General features: G+C 69.2%; 16 protein-coding genes and 2 tRNA genes. 9 read left to right on the forward strand and 9 right to left on the reverse strand.

Features of this window, described 5'->3' with window-relative positions; all coding sequences use genetic code 11:
* Positions 1–9: 9 nt before the first annotated feature.
* Positions 10–1,428: a MocR-like transcription factor YczR gene (yczR, locus tag ACFXP5_RS03225; RefSeq protein ID WP_394526892.1), complete on the reverse strand. Its 1,419-nt coding sequence runs from the start codon at positions 1,426–1,428 to the stop codon at positions 10–12.
* A gap of 61 nt (positions 1,429–1,489) precedes the next feature.
* Between yczR and yczE the strand changes: the two genes are divergently transcribed.
* The gene (gene yczE, locus ACFXP5_RS03230) at positions 1,490–2,131 is read left to right on the forward strand and encodes a membrane protein YczE (protein ID WP_394543485.1); all 642 of its coding nucleotides are present in this window, start codon (positions 1,490–1,492) and stop codon (positions 2,129–2,131) included.
* On the opposite strand, the gene ACFXP5_RS03235 is transcribed toward yczE, so the two are convergent.
* Positions 2,091–2,300, reverse strand: coding sequence for a methyltransferase (locus ACFXP5_RS03235; RefSeq protein WP_394543486.1), 210 nt, complete (start codon positions 2,298–2,300; stop codon positions 2,091–2,093). The two genes, yczE and ACFXP5_RS03235, sit on opposite strands and share 41 nt — an antisense overlap.
* A gap of 94 nt (positions 2,301–2,394) precedes the next feature.
* On the opposite strand from ACFXP5_RS03235, the gene ACFXP5_RS03240 reads away from it, so the two are divergent.
* From ACFXP5_RS03240 to ACFXP5_RS03265, 6 genes are all read left to right on the forward strand, one after another.
* A tRNA-Arg gene (locus ACFXP5_RS03240) sits at positions 2,395–2,467 on the forward strand.
* 40 nt (positions 2,468–2,507) lie between these two features.
* Complete coding sequence (gene orn, locus ACFXP5_RS03245) at positions 2,508–3,134, forward strand: oligoribonuclease (protein ID WP_394526896.1); 627 nt, start codon at positions 2,508–2,510, stop codon at positions 3,132–3,134.
* A 38-nt stretch (positions 3,135–3,172) separates the two neighbouring features.
* A tRNA-His gene (locus ACFXP5_RS03250) sits at positions 3,173–3,248 on the forward strand.
* Positions 3,249–3,270: 22 nt separating this feature from the next.
* A complete protein-coding gene (locus ACFXP5_RS03255; RefSeq protein ID WP_394543487.1) occupies positions 3,271–3,642 on the forward strand; it encodes a metallopeptidase family protein in 372 nt (123 codons plus the stop codon).
* Positions 3,633–3,938, forward strand: coding sequence for an ATP-dependent Clp protease adapter ClpS (gene clpS, locus ACFXP5_RS03260; RefSeq protein WP_394526899.1), 306 nt, complete (start codon positions 3,633–3,635; stop codon positions 3,936–3,938). The genes ACFXP5_RS03255 and clpS overlap by 10 nt, the downstream gene beginning before the upstream one ends.
* Positions 3,935–4,441 (forward strand): DUF2017 family protein, encoded by a 507-nt coding sequence (locus tag ACFXP5_RS03265; RefSeq protein WP_394543488.1) that lies wholly within the window; start codon positions 3,935–3,937, stop codon positions 4,439–4,441. Before clpS ends, ACFXP5_RS03265 begins: the two co-directional genes overlap by 4 nt.
* 1 nt (position 4,442) lies before the next feature.
* Here ACFXP5_RS03265 and ACFXP5_RS03270 read toward each other — a convergent pair whose 3' ends face one another.
* From ACFXP5_RS03270 to gatC, 6 genes are read right to left on the reverse strand one after another with little or no spacing between them, the layout of a single operon-like run.
* Positions 4,443–5,036, reverse strand: a complete 594-nt coding sequence (locus tag ACFXP5_RS03270; RefSeq protein WP_394543489.1) for a nucleoside/nucleotide kinase family protein — start codon at positions 5,034–5,036, stop codon at positions 4,443–4,445.
* Positions 5,011–5,331: a hypothetical protein gene (locus tag ACFXP5_RS03275; protein ID WP_394543490.1), complete on the reverse strand. Its 321-nt coding sequence runs from the start codon at positions 5,329–5,331 to the stop codon at positions 5,011–5,013. The genes ACFXP5_RS03270 and ACFXP5_RS03275 overlap by 26 nt, the downstream gene beginning before the upstream one ends.
* A 43-nt stretch (positions 5,332–5,374) precedes the next feature.
* Complete coding sequence (dinB, locus tag ACFXP5_RS03280) at positions 5,375–6,634, reverse strand: DNA polymerase IV (RefSeq protein ID WP_394526906.1); 1,260 nt, start codon at positions 6,632–6,634, stop codon at positions 5,375–5,377.
* Between the two features lie 57 nt (positions 6,635–6,691).
* Complete coding sequence (gene gatB / locus ACFXP5_RS03285) at positions 6,692–8,221, reverse strand: Asp-tRNA(Asn)/Glu-tRNA(Gln) amidotransferase subunit GatB (protein ID WP_394543491.1); 1,530 nt, start codon at positions 8,219–8,221, stop codon at positions 6,692–6,694.
* On the reverse strand, positions 8,221–9,756 hold the full coding sequence (gatA, locus tag ACFXP5_RS03290) for an Asp-tRNA(Asn)/Glu-tRNA(Gln) amidotransferase subunit GatA (RefSeq protein WP_394543492.1): 1,536 nt from the start codon (positions 9,754–9,756) through the stop codon (positions 8,221–8,223). The genes gatB and gatA overlap by 1 nt, the downstream gene beginning before the upstream one ends.
* A complete protein-coding gene (gene gatC, locus ACFXP5_RS03295; protein WP_394526911.1) occupies positions 9,753–10,052 on the reverse strand; it encodes an Asp-tRNA(Asn)/Glu-tRNA(Gln) amidotransferase subunit GatC in 300 nt (99 codons plus the stop codon). The genes gatA and gatC overlap by 4 nt, the downstream gene beginning before the upstream one ends.
* A gap of 87 nt (positions 10,053–10,139) precedes the next feature.
* Here gatC and ACFXP5_RS03300 point away from each other — a divergent pair, with 87 nt between their 5' ends.
* A complete protein-coding gene (locus tag ACFXP5_RS03300) occupies positions 10,140–11,837 on the forward strand; it encodes a long-chain-fatty-acid--CoA ligase (RefSeq protein ID WP_394544171.1) in 1,698 nt (565 codons plus the stop codon).
* 166 nt (positions 11,838–12,003) lie between these two features.
* Entirely contained in the window at positions 12,004–13,431 is a 1,428-nt protein-coding gene (locus tag ACFXP5_RS03305; RefSeq protein ID WP_394543493.1) for an HNH endonuclease signature motif containing protein, read from the forward strand.
* A 25-nt stretch (positions 13,432–13,456) separates the two neighbouring features.
* Here ACFXP5_RS03305 and ligA read toward each other — a convergent pair whose 3' ends face one another.
* Positions 13,457–15,829 carry an NAD-dependent DNA ligase LigA gene (gene ligA, locus ACFXP5_RS03310; RefSeq protein ID WP_394544172.1) on the reverse strand — a complete coding sequence of 791 codons (2,373 nt, stop codon included), beginning with the start codon at positions 15,827–15,829 and terminating at the stop codon, positions 13,457–13,459.
* Positions 15,830–15,851 lie beyond the last annotated feature (22 nt).

A 15,851-nucleotide genomic window follows, 5' to 3' on the forward strand; every position in this document is an offset into this window, starting at 1 on the left:
GATCGCGCCTCAGACGACCGCGTCGAAACGGTCCAGACGTGGCGAAGAGGCGCGATCGCTCACCGCCGGCCACACCGACGCCAGAATGTCGACCGCGGAGACGAGCACCTCGGGGCTCGCCGTGAAGGGGACGCGCAGGTTGCGGTCGTAACCGCCCTCCACCGCGAAGCGCGAACCCGCGGAGAGGTAAAGACCTCGTTCACGGGCTGCCATGACCAATCCGGCGCTCAAGGGCGCGTCCAGTTCCACCCACAACGAAACCCCGCCGTCGACGTCGGGTACCCGCCACTGGGGCAACCGTGAGCGCAGCGCCGCGGTCACCGCATCCCGCCCGGCCCGCAAGACCTCGGCACGCTGCCGAGCGATCTCGTCCAGGCGCGGCAGCACGGCTTCGGCCACGGCCTGCTCGAACTCCGGGGTGCCGAGATCGTGTACGGCCCGCGCTGAGACCAGGCGACGGATGGTGTCGGTGTCGGCCCGGATCCACCCGATGCGCAGGCCTCCCCACACCGTCTTGCCCAGCGAGCCCAGCCGGATGAGGGGCGCGTCCTCGCCGAAGGCGAGAGGAGCCACGCGACGATCGATGTCGAGATCGGCGGTGGTCTCATCGATGATCACGACGGTTCCCGAGCGATCGGCGGCAGCGGCGATCACGGTGCGCTCGTCTTCGGACATCGTGCGTCCGGTCGGATTGTGGAAGTCGGGCATCAGATAGGCGAGCACGGGGAGCGTGCGGGCGAACGCCTGCTGCGCCCGGTCGAGGTCCCAGCCCTCGTCGACCGTCACCGGCACCCCGACCATGCGCGCGCCCGCACGGCGGAAGGCGTCTGCGGCGTGCGGGTAGGTGGGCGTCTCGATCAGCACGCGATCGGCGCGACCCAGCAGCACGGTCGCGATCAGGTGGATCGCGCTCTGCGCTCCGGTGGTGACCATGATGTTGTCGGCGGTCGTGGGGATGCCTCGGGCCGCGTAGCGCTCAGCGATGAGTTCGCGCAGCCGTGCACGTCCCACGATGTCGTACCCCACGCGCGAGACGAGACTCGTGGCGTCGGCTGCGACCTGGGTCATGACTCCGGCCAGCCCCGGCCACGCCGGCGGACTGGCCTGCTGCAGATCGATCGTCTCCGGCCCGCTCGCCCGGTGACCCGGGTCCGCTCGGCGCAAGGGCAGCGTCACGCTTCCGGAGCCACGGACGCTCGTGATGTGTCCGGTGTCACGCAAGCTCCGGTACGCCGCCGCGACCGTCGTGCGGCTGATCGCGAGCACCGCCGCCAGCTCCCGCTCGGCCGGCAGCGCGGTGCGCGGGGCCAGCCGATTATCGAGGCAGAGAAGGCGGATGCTGTCGGCCAGCGCCTCGTAGACGGGCTCGCGCGTGCGCCAGCTCCCGAGGGTGGCGGCGAGGGCGCGAGCGGATACGCGGGAATCCATGAGGCCACCTTAGGGCTATTGGCATGCCGTCCACAGTCCAATCATGCGATTGGATCGGGATATGTCTCGAAGGATCGTGCAGCTGCTCGTCGGACTCCTCCTCTACGGCGCGGGGTGCGCCCTGTCCGTGCGCGCCGGCTGGGGAGTCGATCCGTGGACCGTGCTCGCCGAGGGGGTCGCCCTCCAGACCGGCATCGGTCTCGGGTGGGTGACCAACCTGCTGGGGGCGCTCGTGCTGCTCGCGTGGATCCCGCTGCGCCAGCGCCCGGGCATCGGCACGCTCGCGAACGTCCTCCTCGTGGGCACCGCCATCCAGGCCACGCTCGCGGTCGTCCCGCCCGCGACGGACCCGTGGACCGGTGCAGCGATGCTCGGCGGCGGAATCCTGCTCGTGGCGCTCGCATCCGGTCTGTACCTCGGAGCCGGTTTCGGCGCCGGCCCGCGCGACGGACTGATGACGGGCCTGCACACCCGCCTCGGCTGGCCGATCTGGCTCTGCCGCCTCCTCGTCGAGACGGTGGTGCTCGTCCTCGGCTGGCTGCTCGGGGGCACGGTCGGGATCGGGACGGTGATCTTCGCGTTCGCGATCGGGCCGTTGGTGCATCGCGCGCTGCCGCTGTTCGCGCTCGACCGGGCCGAGCGCGCCCAGGGCCGCGCGGGTCTCAGTGCTCCCGGAACTCCGGCCGATCGGCTCCCGGCTTGAGGTGGGCTTGGAGCGCGCTCTTCGCGATCTCCAACGTCGGATACGTGCCGAGGGGCTCGTCCGCTCCCGCCATCTGCACCATATAGCCGTCTTCGTCGGTCTGGATCTTTCCGACCGCCCCGACCGGCCCGTAGGCCACCCACAGCCGTCTCGTCTTCGCCTCGGTCATCATCGACTCCTTTCGGAAGGCGCTTGCGACGCTACGCCCCCGCCCGGGAACACGCCAGTGTCGGGGGCGTCGGTCGAGGTAGCCTGGAGGGCGACCCCCAGTAGCTCAGTGGATAGAGCAACGGCCTTCTAATCCGTTTGTCGCACGTTCGAATCGTGCCTGGGGGACGACGCTGCCGGGTCGGAGCCCCGCCGTAGGATGGGGGCCATGGTAGGAGCCTCCGAGAACGACCGCCTCGTCTGGATCGATTGCGAAATGACAGGACTCGATCTCGCCGTCGACGAGCTGGTGGAGATCGCCGTCGTCGTCACGGACTTCGAGCTGCGCCTGCTCGACCCCGGCTTCTCGATCGTGATCAAGCCTGACGATTCCGCCCTGGCCAACATGGGTGAGTTCGTCACCGAGATGCACCGTTCTTCGGGTCTCCTCGACGAGATTCCCTCGGGTGTCAGCCTGGCCGACGCCGAGTTCCAGGCGCTCGAGTACATCCAGCGCTTCGCCCCCGTCGAGGGCAAGGCTCCTCTCGCGGGCAACACCATCGGTACCGACCGCATGTTCCTCGCCAAGTACATGCCGCGCGTCGACCACTGGCTGCACTATCGCAACGTCGATGTGTCGAGCGTGAAAGAACTCGCCCGCCGGTGGTTCCCCCGCGCCTACATCCACGCACCGGCGAAGAACGGCGGCCACCGCGCTCTCGCCGACATCCACGAGTCGATCCGCGAGATGGCCTACTACCGCCAGGCGGTCTTCGTTCCCTCCCCCGGGCCGACCAGCGACGAGGCTCGCGCCGCGGCCGCTGCGGCGGTGTCGTCGTACAGCGATGTGATGTGAGAGAATCGTTGGGTTGTCCCGCTCAGGCGGGGCACATGGTGGGTATAGCTCAGTTGGTAGAGCGCGGCCTTGTGGTGGCCGATGTCGCGGGTTCGAGCCCCGTTACTCACCCCAATCACTCCCCCGGAGTCAGCGCATGACCGAGGCCGTCGAGCCGAAGCTCGAGATGGATGCCGAACACTTCGAGCGTCTGGTCGTCTCCGAGCTCGATCAGTTGCCCGACGACATGGTCGACGGGCTGGACAACATCATCTTCGTGGTCGAGGACCGCCCCGAAGACGGCAGCCTCGACCTGCTCGGTCTCTACGACGGATGGGCGCTGACCGAGCGCGACCGGTACGGCGTGGGTGAACTCCCCGACCGCATCATCGTCTACCGCGAACCCCATCTGGCGGTGTGCTCGGACGAAGCCGAGCTGCGCGATGAGATCCACACCACCCTCGTGCACGAGATCGCCCACTTCTACGGAATCGACGACGCTCGGCTGCACGAACTGGGATGGGCCTGATGTCGACCTCCGGCGGAACCGAACTGATCGAGCGCACCGTGCCGGTCGAGTCCTCGAACACTCCCTGGCAGACGGTGGTGTGGAACGACCCGGTGAATCTCATGAGCTACGTCGCGCGGGTGTTCCGCGAATACTTCGGCTTCGACGCCGATCTGGCCCACCGCCTCATGATGTCGGTGCACCGGGACGGTTTCGCCGTCGTCGCGGAAGGGGTGCGTGAACAGATGGAGATGCACGCCCAGGCGATGCACGACTACGGCCTGTGGGCCACCGTCCGGCCCGGAGGCGCCTCATGACCGAACGCCTCGTCGTCCTCCATGTGACCCTCATCGAGGCGGCGCACCTCACCGCTCTGGTGCAGCAGTTCATCGAGTTGCTGGAGAACTCCTCATCGGATGACGCCCCGGCCGATCCTGCCGTCGCTCGTCTGGTTCCCGACGCCTACCGTGACGATCCGGAGGCGGCGGCCGAATTCCGCCGTCTGACAAGCGCAGATCTTCTGGGCAGGCGGCGCACCGACGCCGGACTCGTCCTCGCGACCCTCACCGTCGACGGAGCAGAACTCGACCCCGCCGAGCTCGAGGAATCGACCGCGGCGAACACGACGATCGTCACTCTCGATGATGGCGAAACGGCCGCCTGGATGCGCACCCTGACGGCGCTGCGCCTCGTGCTCGCCTCCCGCCTCGGCATCGAATCCGAGGAGGACACCGATGCGGATGACCCCCGCTTCGGTATCTACGACTGGCTCGGCTACCGCCTGGAGGGCCTCATCGACGCCGCCGAGCGGGACGTCTGAATCACGGCACGGCTACCACGAGGGTCGCGTGCTGGGCCGGTTCGTCCCGAAGGATGTGCGCTTCCTCCTGGGCCGCCCACTGGTCCCAGTGCGGCTGGTAGGTCTCGCCGTCACGGCGCAATCCGCGTTCCCGCCGGGATGCCGCCGGGGACTCCACCCACACCCGGACATCGCCGAGGCGCGCGGTCGCCGGGGTCAGCATCCCCGCCCCCTCGACGATCAGCGGCAGGGAGGGATCGACGGCGTGGGCTTCGGCGCGATGGCCCGCGTCCCAATCCCACCGCTCCCAGATCCCGAGGAGTCCGCGGGCGTGCGGTACCAGGATCGTCGAACGGGCGTACTCGACGCCCTCGACCAGGCCGTCCCACCCCGGGTACACGGAGTCGAGCGCGACGAGCTGCACGCGCCCGCGCTGCGGCCAGGCAGCGACGAGGCGACGTGCGAGGGAGGTCTTCCCCGCACCGCTGCGCCCGTCGATCAGCACCACGGGGTTCGCCGCGCCCACGTTCTTCACGCCCTCGACGACCGCGGAGACCGCCGCGTCGAGGGCGTGGGAAACCGGGTCTGCGCTACTTCTTGAGTGCGCGGATGACACGGCTGAGCGCACGACCGGCGACCCAGACGAAGGGGATCCCGATCGCGAGGAGCGAAACGATGTTCGGTTCGAACCGCAGGTCGTCGCCCTTGCGGATGTAGGCGCCGACGGGCACGGAGTATCCGCCCCCGCCACCGCCGCCATTGCCCGAATCATCCGAGCCTCCGCCGTACCCCACCCAGGTGAGGGCGACGGGAATGATGCGGACACCGTCGATGTCGAGGGGCTCCCCGTAGGAGGACTTCACGCCGAGGGCGGCCGACTGCTCACCGAGTTCTAATGCAATATTGGGCATGTTTCCCACCGTACTCGCCTGTCGCCGGGGAACCCAGGCCTTGTCAGGGCTCTGTTGAGGGCGGACGCGGATGCGAGGGGAGCGTGCCGCCGCCGCGCGGCGACCCCAGGAGAGCCGCTCGGGTGATCGCGCCGTGGCCGAAGCGGGCCGCCGCATCATCGAGTGCACTCTCGACCCGACGCCACTCCTCATCGTCGTCCCAGAGGGCGAGCCCCGCGGTGGCTGCGCGCAGCTTCTCGGCGCGCACGCCGACGAGGCGAACCGGGAGCGGACGATCGATCGCATCGAAGAGGTCGATCGCGGCGTCGCCGATCCGCTGGCCGACCGCCGATGGGTCGGGGAGGGTGCGTGAACGGGTCAGCGTCGAAAAATCGGAGAAGCGCACCTTGATCGAGATGGTCGCAGCTTCCACGCCGTGTTTGCGGAGGCGTGCACCGACGCGATCGGCGAGCCGGCGCAGTTCGACGTGCAGCACACCCGTGTCGGCGATGTCGGTGTGGAAGGTCTCCTCGTGGCCGATGCTCTTCTCGACCCGGGTGGTGTCCACCTCCCGGGCGTCGATTCCCCGGGAGAGGTGCCACACCCGCTCGCCCATCGCGGGACCGAGCGCGCGGTCGAGCACCGAGCGGGACGAGGCGAGGACATCGGCGACCGTGAAGATGCCGCGCGACTCGAGCGCGGCCGACGCCTTCGGTCCCACCCCCCACAGGGCCCGCACCGATCGGGGGGCCAAGAAGGCGGCGGTGTCGGGCTCGGCGACGATCAGGAGCCCGTCGGGTTTACTGATCGTCGACGCCATCTTGGCGACGTGCTTGGTGGCGGCGACGCCGATGCTGCAGACCAATCCGGTCTGGCCGCGCACCCGTTCCCGCAGCGTGTGGGCGATGACGCCCGGACTCCCCCACAACCGCCGTGCTCCTCGGACGTCGAGGAAGGCCTCGTCGATCGACAGCGGCTCGACCAGCGGGGTGACATCACGGAAGATGCCCATCACCTCGCGGGAGAGCTCGACGTACCGATCGAATCGCGGCGACACGACGATCGCCGTCGGGCACAGGCGCAGTGCCTGACCCACCGGCATCGCCGACCGCACCCCGAACCGGCGGGCCTCGTACGATGCGCTCGACACCACGCCGCGCCCTTCGGAGGCGCCGATGATGATGGGCTTGCCCCGCAGGGTCGGATCATCCAGCACCGCCACCGAGGCGTAGAACGCGTCCATGTCGACGTGCAGGATGCCGGTGCCGGTGTCGTCGGCACCGGGTGGGGACACGATGCGTCCCGTTCCGTCACCGCGTCCCATGGACCCATCCTCCCGCGGGCCACCGACATGCGTCGCCGGCTCGCAGCATCCGCTCGTCTACTGCGCGGCGCGTTCGATCACGAGCTCTCGAACGCGAGCGGCGTCGGCCTGACCCTTCATCGCCTTCATGACCGCGCCGATGATCGCACCGGCGGCCTGCACCTTGCCGTCGCGGATCTTCTCCAGCACGTCGGGCTGAGAGGCCAGCGCCTCGTCGATGGCGGCGATCAGAGCACCGTCGTCAGAAACGACGGCGAGACCGCGGGCGTCGATGATCTCCTGCGGTGTTCCTTCGCCGGCGATCATCCCTTCGAGCACCTGGCGGGCCAGCTTGTCGGTGAGGGTGCCGTCGTCGACGAGCAGCTGCAACGCGGCCACCTCGGCCGGCGACACGAGATCGGATGCTTCGCGGTTCTGCGCGTTCGCGATGCGGCTGATCTCGCCCGTCCACCACTTGCGGGCGGCGGTGGGCGTGGTTCCGGCAGCGACCGTGGCGCCGACCTCCGCGAGCAGTCCGCTGTTGACCACGCCCTGGAAGTCCTGGTCGGTGAAACCCCACTCGGCCTTCAGGCGGCGCCGGCGAGCGGCGGGCGGCTCGGGGAGAGCGGCGCGCAGCTCCTCGATGAGGCTCTCCGTCGGCGCGACGGGCAGCAGGTCGGGCTCGGGAAAGTACCGGTAGTCGTCAGCATCCGACTTCGGCCGCCCCGGCGAGGTGGTACCGGTGTCCTCGTGCCAGTGCCGGGTCTCTTGGGTGATCGAGCCGCCGGCGGCCAGGATCGCGGCTTGCCGCTGGATCTCGTACCGCACGGCACGTTCGACCGAGCGCATCGAGTTGACGTTCTTCGTCTCGGTGCGGGTGCCCAGCGGTGCGGGCTCCTCACCCGCCGCGACCCGCGGACGGAGCGAGACGTTCGCGTCGCAGCGGAGGTTTCCGCGCTCCATGCGGGCCTCGGAGATGCCGAGCGAGATCACGATGTCGCGGATCGTCTGCACGTACGCCTTGGCGATCTCCGGCGCACGGTGCTCCGCCCCGTAGATCGGCTTCGTCACGATCTCGACGAGCGGAACGCCCGCGCGGTTGTAGTCCACGAGCGAGTACTCGGCGCCCTGGATGCGGCCGGTCGCGCCGCCCACGTGGGTGAGCTTGCCCGCATCCTCTTCCATGTGGGCGCGCTCGATCGGCACCGTCACGACGGTGCCGTCGGCGAGTTCGACCTCCACCTCGCCCTCGAAGGCGATGGGTTCGTCGTACTGCGAGATCTGATAGTTCTTCCCGAGGTCGGGGTAGAAGTAGTTCTTCCGCGCGAAGCGGCTGGACGGCGCGATCGAGCAGCCCAGGGCGAGCCCCAGGCTGATCGAGTAGCGGACGGCCTCGCCGTTCACAGTGGGGAGAGCTCCCGGCAGACCCATGTCGACCGGGGCCACCACCGTGTTCGGTCCGACGTGGTGGTTCGCCGAGTTGGCCGGGTTCGGCGCCGGCGAGAACATCTTCGTGGCCGTGTTCAATTCGACGTGGACTTCGAACCCCATGACGGGTTCGAAGTTCTCGAGGGCCTCGTCGAAGTCCATCAGTGCACTCTTCGCCATCAGACGTTTCCTCTTTCGGGTGTCGAGGCTTCCCGGAGGGCCGGGAGACGGTCCAGCAGCGGGCCGCCCCACGAATCGACGAGGGCTGCCTCGAGAGCTGCGCCCACAAGGTACAGACGGGCGTCTTCTCGAGCGGGGGCCAGGAATTGGATGCCGACGGGGAGCCCGTCCTCCGGTGCGAGCCCGGACGGGATCGAGATCCCGGGAACCCCCGCGAGGTTCGCGGGGATCGTGGTGACGTCGTTCAGGTACATCTGCAGCGGGTCGTCGATCTTCTCCCCGATGCGGAACGCCGTCGTCGGCGCGGAGGGCGTCGCGATGACGTCGACCGCTCCGAAGGCGTTCGCGAAGTCCTGCTGGATCAGCGTCCGCACCTTCTGCGCGCTGCCGTAGTACGCGTCGTAATAGCCCGCGGACAGCGCATAGGTGCCCAGGATGATGCGGCGCTTGACCTCGTCGCCGAAGCCCGCCTCGCGGGTCGCGGCCATGACCTCCTCGACCGTGGCGCCGGCATGGGGGGTGACGCGCATGCCGAAGCGCACGGAGTCGAACTTCGCGAGGTTGCTCGATGCCTCCGCGGGGAGGATCAGGTAGTAAGCGGCGACGCCGTACTCGAAGTGAGGAGCGCTGATCTCGACGATCTCCGCGCCGTGCGCCTCCATGACGGCCAGCGCGGCGTGGAACGACGACGAGACCCCTGCCTGGAAGCCACTGTCGGGCAGCTCGCGGATGACTCCGACCTTGAGGCCCCGCAGCACGTCGCCCCGAGCACCCTCACGGGCGGCGTCGGCGAACGAGGGCCACACGTCGGTCAGCGACGTCGAGTCGTGCGGGTCGTGCCCGCCGATGACGTCGTGCAGCAGCCCGGCGTCGAGCACCGTGCGCGTGACGGGGCCGACCTGGTCGAGGCTCGATGCCAGCGCGATCGCGCCGTAGCGGCTCACGCCACCGTAGGTGGGCTTGAGTCCGACGGTTCCGGTGACGTGCGCGGGCTGGCGGATCGAGCCGCCCGTGTCGGAGCCGAGGGCGAGGGGCGCCTCGAACGCGGCGACCGCGGCCGCGGAGCCGCCGCCGGATCCCCCGGGGATCCGATCGAGGTCCCACGGGTTGTGGGTCGGCCCGTAGGCGGAGTGCTCGGTGGAGGAACCCATCGCGAACTCGTCCATGTTCGTCTTGCCGAGAGCGACGAGACCCGCCGCGCGGGCACGGGCGACCACGGTCGCGTCGTAGGGCGACATGTAGCCCTCGAGGATCCGCGACCCGCTCGTGGAGGGCATGTCGGTCGTGACGAGGACGTCCTTGATGGCCAGGGGGACGCCTGCGAGAGGGCCGAGGTGCTCACCGGCCGCGCGGCGACGGTCGATCGACTCGGCGACGGCCAGCGCTTGCTCGTTGACGTGCAGGAAGGCGTGCACGTCGGGGTCGACGGCCGCGATGCGGTCGAGGTGGGCGCGCGTCGCCTCGACGCTGGAGGTTTCGCCGCTGGCGATCGCCGCGGCCAGGTCGGCCGCGGTCAGGCGGGTGAGGTCGCTCACTGCTCCTCCCCCAGGATCGCGGTGACGCGGAATCGATCCTCCGTCGCCTCGGGAGCGTTCTGCAGCACTTGATCACGACTCAGCACCACGCCGGGAACGTCGGGACGGAAGACGTTCTGCAGCGCGATCGGATGACTCGTCGCCGCCACCTCGGGGGTGGCTACCTGCGAGACCTTGGCGATGTTGTCGACGATGACGTCGAGCTGTCCGGTCAGACGCTCGACCTCCTCTTCGCTGAGCTGGATTCGGGCGAGCACACCGAGATGGCGCACGAGATCAGGGGTGATTTCAGACACTCCCCCAGTCTAGTTCGGCCCACCGCCCGCGACCGGAGGGTGGGGGCGGTCTCGACGGCCATGAGGCGTAGCTAGGCTGTGCGCGTGATGACGCACGAGCCACCGCGCCCCTGGATCGCCAGCTATGCGGCGGGTGTTCCCGACGATCTCGAGCCGGTCACGGGGTCGCTGGTCGATCTTGTCGATGCCTCGGTGCGCGACTACCCCGAGGCGCCCGCCCTGCAGTTCTTCGGGCGCGAAACCACGTACCGCGCCCTGCAGGGGCAGATCGCCCGGGCGGCGGAAGGGCTTCGCGCGCTCGGCGTGCGCGCGGGCGACCCGGTCGCGATCGTGCTGCCGAACTGTCCGCAGCACATCGTGGCGTTCTACGCGGTGCTGCGCCTGGGCGCCGTGGTGGTCGAGCACAACCCGCTCTACACCCCGCGCGAGCTGCGCAAGCAGTTCGAGGACCACGGAGCGAAGCACGCGATCGTGTGGAGCAAGGTCGTGAAGACCATCCAGGAGTTCCCCGCCGATCTGCAGGTGACGACGTTGGTCTCGATCGATGTGACGCACGCCATGCCGCTGACCACCCGGCTCGCCCTGCGCCTGCCCATCGCCAAGGCTCGCGAGTCCCGGGCCGCCCTGCACGAACGCGTCTCCGGGACCGTCACGTGGGAACGCCTTCTCGAGTCCTCGCCGCTGGCGGCGTCGCATCCGCGGCCCGAAACCGACGATCTCGCGATCATCCAGTACACGAGCGGCACGACCGGCGCGCCCAAGGGTGCGGCCCTCACCCACCGCAACCTGCTCTCCAACGCCGCCCAGTCGCGGGCGTGGGTTCCCCAGATCATCCGCGGCAACGGCTGCGTCGTGTACGCCGTCCTGCCGATGTTCCACGCGTACGGCCTCACGCTCTGCCTCACCTTCGCGATGTCGATGGGCGCGCGGCTCGTGCTCTTCCCCCGTTTCGACCCCGACATGGTGCTCGCGGTGACGAAGAAGCATCCGGCGACCTTCCTGCCGCTCGTTCCCCCCATCGCCGAGCGACTCTTGAAGGCCTCGATCGAGAAGGGCATCCCGCTCACCGGAACCGAGGTCGCCATCTCGGGAGCCATGGCCCTTCCCCACGATCTCGTCGTGCCGTTCGAGAGCGACTCGGGCGGATATCTCGTCGAGGGCTACGGCCTGAGCGAATGCTCGCCCGTGCTCATGGCCAATCCCGTCGCCGACAACCGCGTTCCCGGAACCGTCGGATTGCCGCTGCCCGGCACCGAATGCCGCGTCGTCGATCCCTACGAACCGACGAAGGACGTGCCCGCGGGAGAACGCGGCGAGCTGCTGGTCCGAGGACCGCAAGTCTTCGGGGGCTACTACGGCAAGCCCGAGGAGACGGAGGAGGCCTTCATCGACGGCTGGTTCCGCACCGGCGACATCGTCACGATCGATCAAGCGGGTTTCGTGCGGATCGTCGATCGGATCAAGGAGCTCATCATCACGGGCGGCTTCAACGTGGCCCCCACGGAGGTCGAGAACGTTCTGCGTCAGCATCCGCAGATCGAGGATGTGGCGGTCGTCGGACTGCCGAGCGGACATTCCGGTGAAGACGTCGTCGCGGCCGTGGTCGCGGCGCCCGGCGCCGAGGTGGACGTCGAGGCCGTACGCGCGTTCGCGCGCGGAATCCTCACCCCGTACAAGGTGCCGCGGCGCATCGTCGTGGTGGACGAACTGCCGAAGTCGCTGATCGGAAAGGTGCTGCGCCGCCAAGTGCGCGAGTCGATTCTGGCGAGCACGACCGAGCCCTGAGGTCCCGCCGCTGAGGTGTGATCGGGTCGCGCTCAGGGTCTGGCGGAGGGGGATTCGCTCCTCCCCAGATCACGTTCTCGGCCTCTTGTCCACAGGGTCAGTTCTCCCCGCTGATCTGGGCCGTTCTCGGCCAGGCAATGTCGGAGGCCCTCGGCAGAATAGAGGTATGGAACACCTCCTCGACACCCTCCGCGAGCTGCGCGAGCAGGTGACGGACGCGGTCGCTGCGGCGTTCACGGACGGAGTGATGAGGGACGCGTCCGAGGCGCAGATCGTGGCGGTGATGGATGCTGCCGCCGCCCTGCTGAGTCCCCTCGAGGCGGTTCTGGTCGAGGCTGCCGGGGAGGTGTCGGAGCGGTCGGATTCCCCGCGCCCCGGTGAGCGGATGACGACCCGGTTCGGGTGTCGCACCGTGCGGGAGTTGCTGGAGAGGGTGACGCGGATGTCGGGGCGGCGAGCCGGGGAGTTCGTCACTGCGGGGCAGGCCGTGTCTCGGTCGCGGGCGGTGACGAGCGGGGAGACGCTGCCGGCACGATTCCCGGCGATGCGCGACGCCCTGGGTGAGGGGATGGTCGGGGTCGACGGTGTCGCCGCGGTCGCGAGTGTCATCGACGCGACCCTTTCCGTCTACGCGCAACGCGAAGCGGCCGACGCAGAGCTTGCCGCGTCGGCACGCGGCGACGGGGTGCAGGGCGCACCGCCGGCGTCGGCGGACGAGCTGCGGATGCAGGCCCAGGTATGGGCGATGGTGCTCGACGCCGACGGTGCCGAGCCGCGGGATCGTCGCGCGGCTCGCCGGCGCGGGCTCACGTTCGGGGTATGCCGGGAGGGCCTCGTCTCCGTGCGAGGAATGCTGCTGCCCGAAGTCGCCGCGCAATGGCAGTTACTCAACGACGCGATCCTGAACCACAAGCTGTCGGGCCCGAACTTCGTCGAGGACGGTGCCGATTCCAGCGATCCCCACGATCCGGATGCCGGGGTGGAGTGCACAGCCGATAAGCGATCGCCGTCGCAGAAGAACCACGATGCGCTCGGCACGATCCTGACGGTGGCTGCCCGGAGCGGTGAGGTTCCCACCCTGGGTGGGGGCGCACCGACGCTCGTGGTGTCCGCGACGCAGGAGGACCTCGCCTCCGGAACAGGTTTTGCGCACATCGATGGGATCGATGAACCTCTCCCCTTGCGGGTCGCACGCCACGTGGGGTGCACGGGCACGATCCAACGGGTGGTTCAGGACGAGCGGGGGCGCATCCTGTCGATCGAGGTGAAAGACCGAATCTTCGCGGCCCACCAACGCAAGGCTGCGGCCCTCCGGGATGGGAACTGCATCATCCCGGGCTGTCGGGTGAGAGCGTCGTGGTGCGAGATGCACCACGTCATCGAAGCCGCGCGCGGCGGGCCCACTCATACCGACAACGGGGTGATGCTCTGCTGGCACCATCACCGCACCTTGGATTCGAACGGGTGGGAAGTGCGGATGAACCACGGCGTCCCGGAAGTGAGAGCCCCCGGCTGGTGCGAGCCCTACCTCCGCTGGCGACCCGCGACCACGTCCCCCATCATGCAGAGGCGCCGCCACGACGACACCGGGTGACCGACGACGTGCCCCGCCGCAGCGTTCAGTCGGCTGAGTTCTGCTCACCCGTTTCCGAGCCGGAGCCTGCGGCATTGGCCTCGACATCCGCATCGGCACCGGCATCCGTGTCAGCATCGGCATCCGCCTCGCCGTCGCCCAGGGCGAGCAGCAACGCCGCGGGCCCCTCGGTGACGAGCAGATGGAACTGCGCGGCATCGATGATGCGCACGCCGAGTTCCTCGGCCTTGCCGAGCTTCGACCCCGCTCCCGGCCCTGCGGCCACGAAGTCGGTCTTCTTCGACACGCTCGACCCGGCCTTCCCGCCGGCGCGCAGAATCGCCTCCTGGGCGCCCTCGCGGGAGTACCCCTCGAGCGACCCGGTCGCCACGACCGTGATGCCCTCGAGCACCCCGCCGCTCACCTCGGCCGCACCCGGGCCGGGGTGATCCGGGGTCGAGAGCTGAGCCCCCGAAGCCGCCCACCGCTCGACGATGTCGCGGTGCCAGTCGACGGCGAACCACGCGACCAGCGAATCGGCGATGATGCCACCGACGCCCTCGACCGCGGCGAGCTCATCCCGGGTTGCGGCTCGAATGGCATCCACCGACCCGAACCACTGGGCCAGCGCACGGGCCGCGACCGGCCCCACATGACGGATGCTCAGCGCGACGAGGAAGCGCCAGAGCTCTTTCGTCTTGGCTCTGTCGATGTTCTCGAGCAGATCGAACGCCGCTCGCGACAGCACGAACGCCGCGTCGCCGTCGAAGGGCCCGGCGGGATCGTAGGCAGCATCCGTCTTCTTGCGTTGCCGGCGGAACGGCGAACGCGTGTCGGGTGTCCCGTCGTCGAGCAGCCGCGGCAACCCGGTCTCGGCGTCGCGCACGACCACGTCGATCGGGAAGAGGTCTTCGGCTCGCAGGTCGAACAGACCCGCCTCCGTCGCCAACGGCGGTGTCTCCGGCCGCACCGGCTGGGTGAGAGCGGCTGCCGAGACCTCGCCGAGACCCTCGATGTCGAGGGCTCCCCGCGATCCGACGTGCTCGACCCGCCCACGCACCTGCGCCGGACAGGCGCGGGTGTTCGGACACCGCAGGTCGATGTCGCCCTCTTTCGCCGGCGCGAGGGGAAAGCCGCACTCCGGGCACTCGGTCGGCATTACGAACGCCCGCTCGGTGCCGTCGCGCAGCTCCACCACCGGGCCCAGCACCTCGGGAATGACGTCACCGGCCTTGCGCAGCACGACCGTGTCGCCGATCAGCACGCCCTTGGCCTTGACCACGTCCTGGTTGTGCAGGGTCGCCTGCCGGACGACGCTCCCGGCGACCAAGGCGGGCTCCATCACCGCGAAGGGCGTCGCCCTCCCCGTGCGACCGACCGACACGACGATGTCGAGCAGTTTCGTGTTCACCTGCTCGGGCGGGTATTTGTAGGCGATCGCCCACCGCGGAGCCCGGCTCGTCGCACCCAGTTCGTCGTGCAGGGCCAGATCGTCCACCTTGACGACCACCCCGTCGATCTCGTGCTCGACGTCGTGCCGGTGAGCACCGTAATGGCGGATGTACTCGTCCGCCCCGGCCGCCGTGGGGGTGACCCGGAAGTAGGCGCTGGTGGGCAGTCCCCACGAGGCGAGCAGCTCGTACATCTCGCTCTGCGTGCGCACCGGCGGATCGGGCCAGGCGCCGATGCCGTGGACCGTCATCCGCAACCGCGAGAGCCGCTCGTGCATCGCCCGCAGCTGCTTGTCGTTCTTGCCCTCGGTCTTCTGGCGCAGAGATCCCGAAGCCGCATTCCGCGGATTGGCGAACAGTCGATCTCCGACCGATGCCTGGAAGGCGTTCAGCGACTCGAAGTCGGCGACATCGAAGAAGACCTCACCACGCACTTCGACGAGCTCAGGATGCCCCTCCCCGACGAGGCGCTCGGGGATGCCGCGGATCTGCCGGACGTTCTCGGTCACGTCCTCGCCCACGCGTCCGTCGCCCCGGGTCGCGGCCGTCACGAGGCGACCGCGCTCGTATCGCAGTGACAGCGCGAGCCCGTCGATCTTCAACTCGCAGAGGTAGTTCACCGGGCGCCCTGCATCGCGCTCGACCTTCGCCGCCCACGCGAGGAACTCCTCGTCGCTGAAGACGTTGTCGAGACTCAGCATCCGCTCGGCGTGTTCGACGGGAGAGAAAAGCGTTCCGGATGCGGCTCCCACCGTCAGCGTCGGACTGTCCTGCCCCTGCAACTGGGGGTAGAGCCGCTCCAGCGCCTCGAGCCTGCGGATCCACCCGTCGTAGGTGGCGTCGTCCACGACTTCCGCGTCGTCACCGTAGTAGGCATCCCGCGCTCCGGTGATGCGCTCGCTGAGCTGCACGACTTCATCACGCGCCTCGGCGAGGGTCACGTCGGGAAGGTCGTCAGCGCCGTCAATCACCCCGTCAGTTTACGAAGGG

Origin of the sequence: Microbacterium hanjuni (genome assembly GCF_043556395.1) — a bacterium.
GTDB lineage: Bacteria > Actinomycetota > Actinomycetes > Actinomycetales > Microbacteriaceae > Microbacterium.

Excerpts from the sequence above, each read along its gene's own strand:
- yczR (WP_394526892.1), bottom strand. The coding sequence starts at position 1,428 with ATGGATTCCCGCGTATCCGCTCGCGCCCTCGCCGCCACCCTCGGGAGC.
- yczE (WP_394543485.1), top strand. The coding sequence starts at position 1,490 with ATGTCTCGAAGGATCGTGCAGCTGCTCGTCGGACTCCTCCTCTACGGC.
- ACFXP5_RS03235 (WP_394543486.1), bottom strand. The coding sequence starts at position 2,300 with ATGACCGAGGCGAAGACGAGACGGCTGTGGGTGGCCTACGGGCCGGTC.
- orn (WP_394526896.1), top strand. The coding sequence starts at position 2,508 with ATGGTAGGAGCCTCCGAGAACGACCGCCTCGTCTGGATCGATTGCGAA.
- ACFXP5_RS03255 (WP_394543487.1), top strand. The coding sequence starts at position 3,271 with ATGACCGAGGCCGTCGAGCCGAAGCTCGAGATGGATGCCGAACACTTC.
- clpS (WP_394526899.1), top strand. The coding sequence starts at position 3,633 with ATGGGCCTGATGTCGACCTCCGGCGGAACCGAACTGATCGAGCGCACC.
- ACFXP5_RS03265 (WP_394543488.1), top strand. The coding sequence starts at position 3,935 with ATGACCGAACGCCTCGTCGTCCTCCATGTGACCCTCATCGAGGCGGCG.
- ACFXP5_RS03275 (WP_394543490.1), bottom strand. The coding sequence starts at position 5,331 with ATGCCCAATATTGCATTAGAACTCGGTGAGCAGTCGGCCGCCCTCGGC.
- dinB (WP_394526906.1), bottom strand. The coding sequence starts at position 6,634 with ATGGGACGCGGTGACGGAACGGGACGCATCGTGTCCCCACCCGGTGCC.
- gatB (WP_394543491.1), bottom strand. The coding sequence starts at position 8,221 with ATGGCGAAGAGTGCACTGATGGACTTCGACGAGGCCCTCGAGAACTTC.
- ACFXP5_RS03300 (WP_394544171.1), top strand. The coding sequence starts at position 10,140 with ATGACGCACGAGCCACCGCGCCCCTGGATCGCCAGCTATGCGGCGGGT.
- ACFXP5_RS03305 (WP_394543493.1), top strand. The coding sequence starts at position 12,004 with ATGGAACACCTCCTCGACACCCTCCGCGAGCTGCGCGAGCAGGTGACG.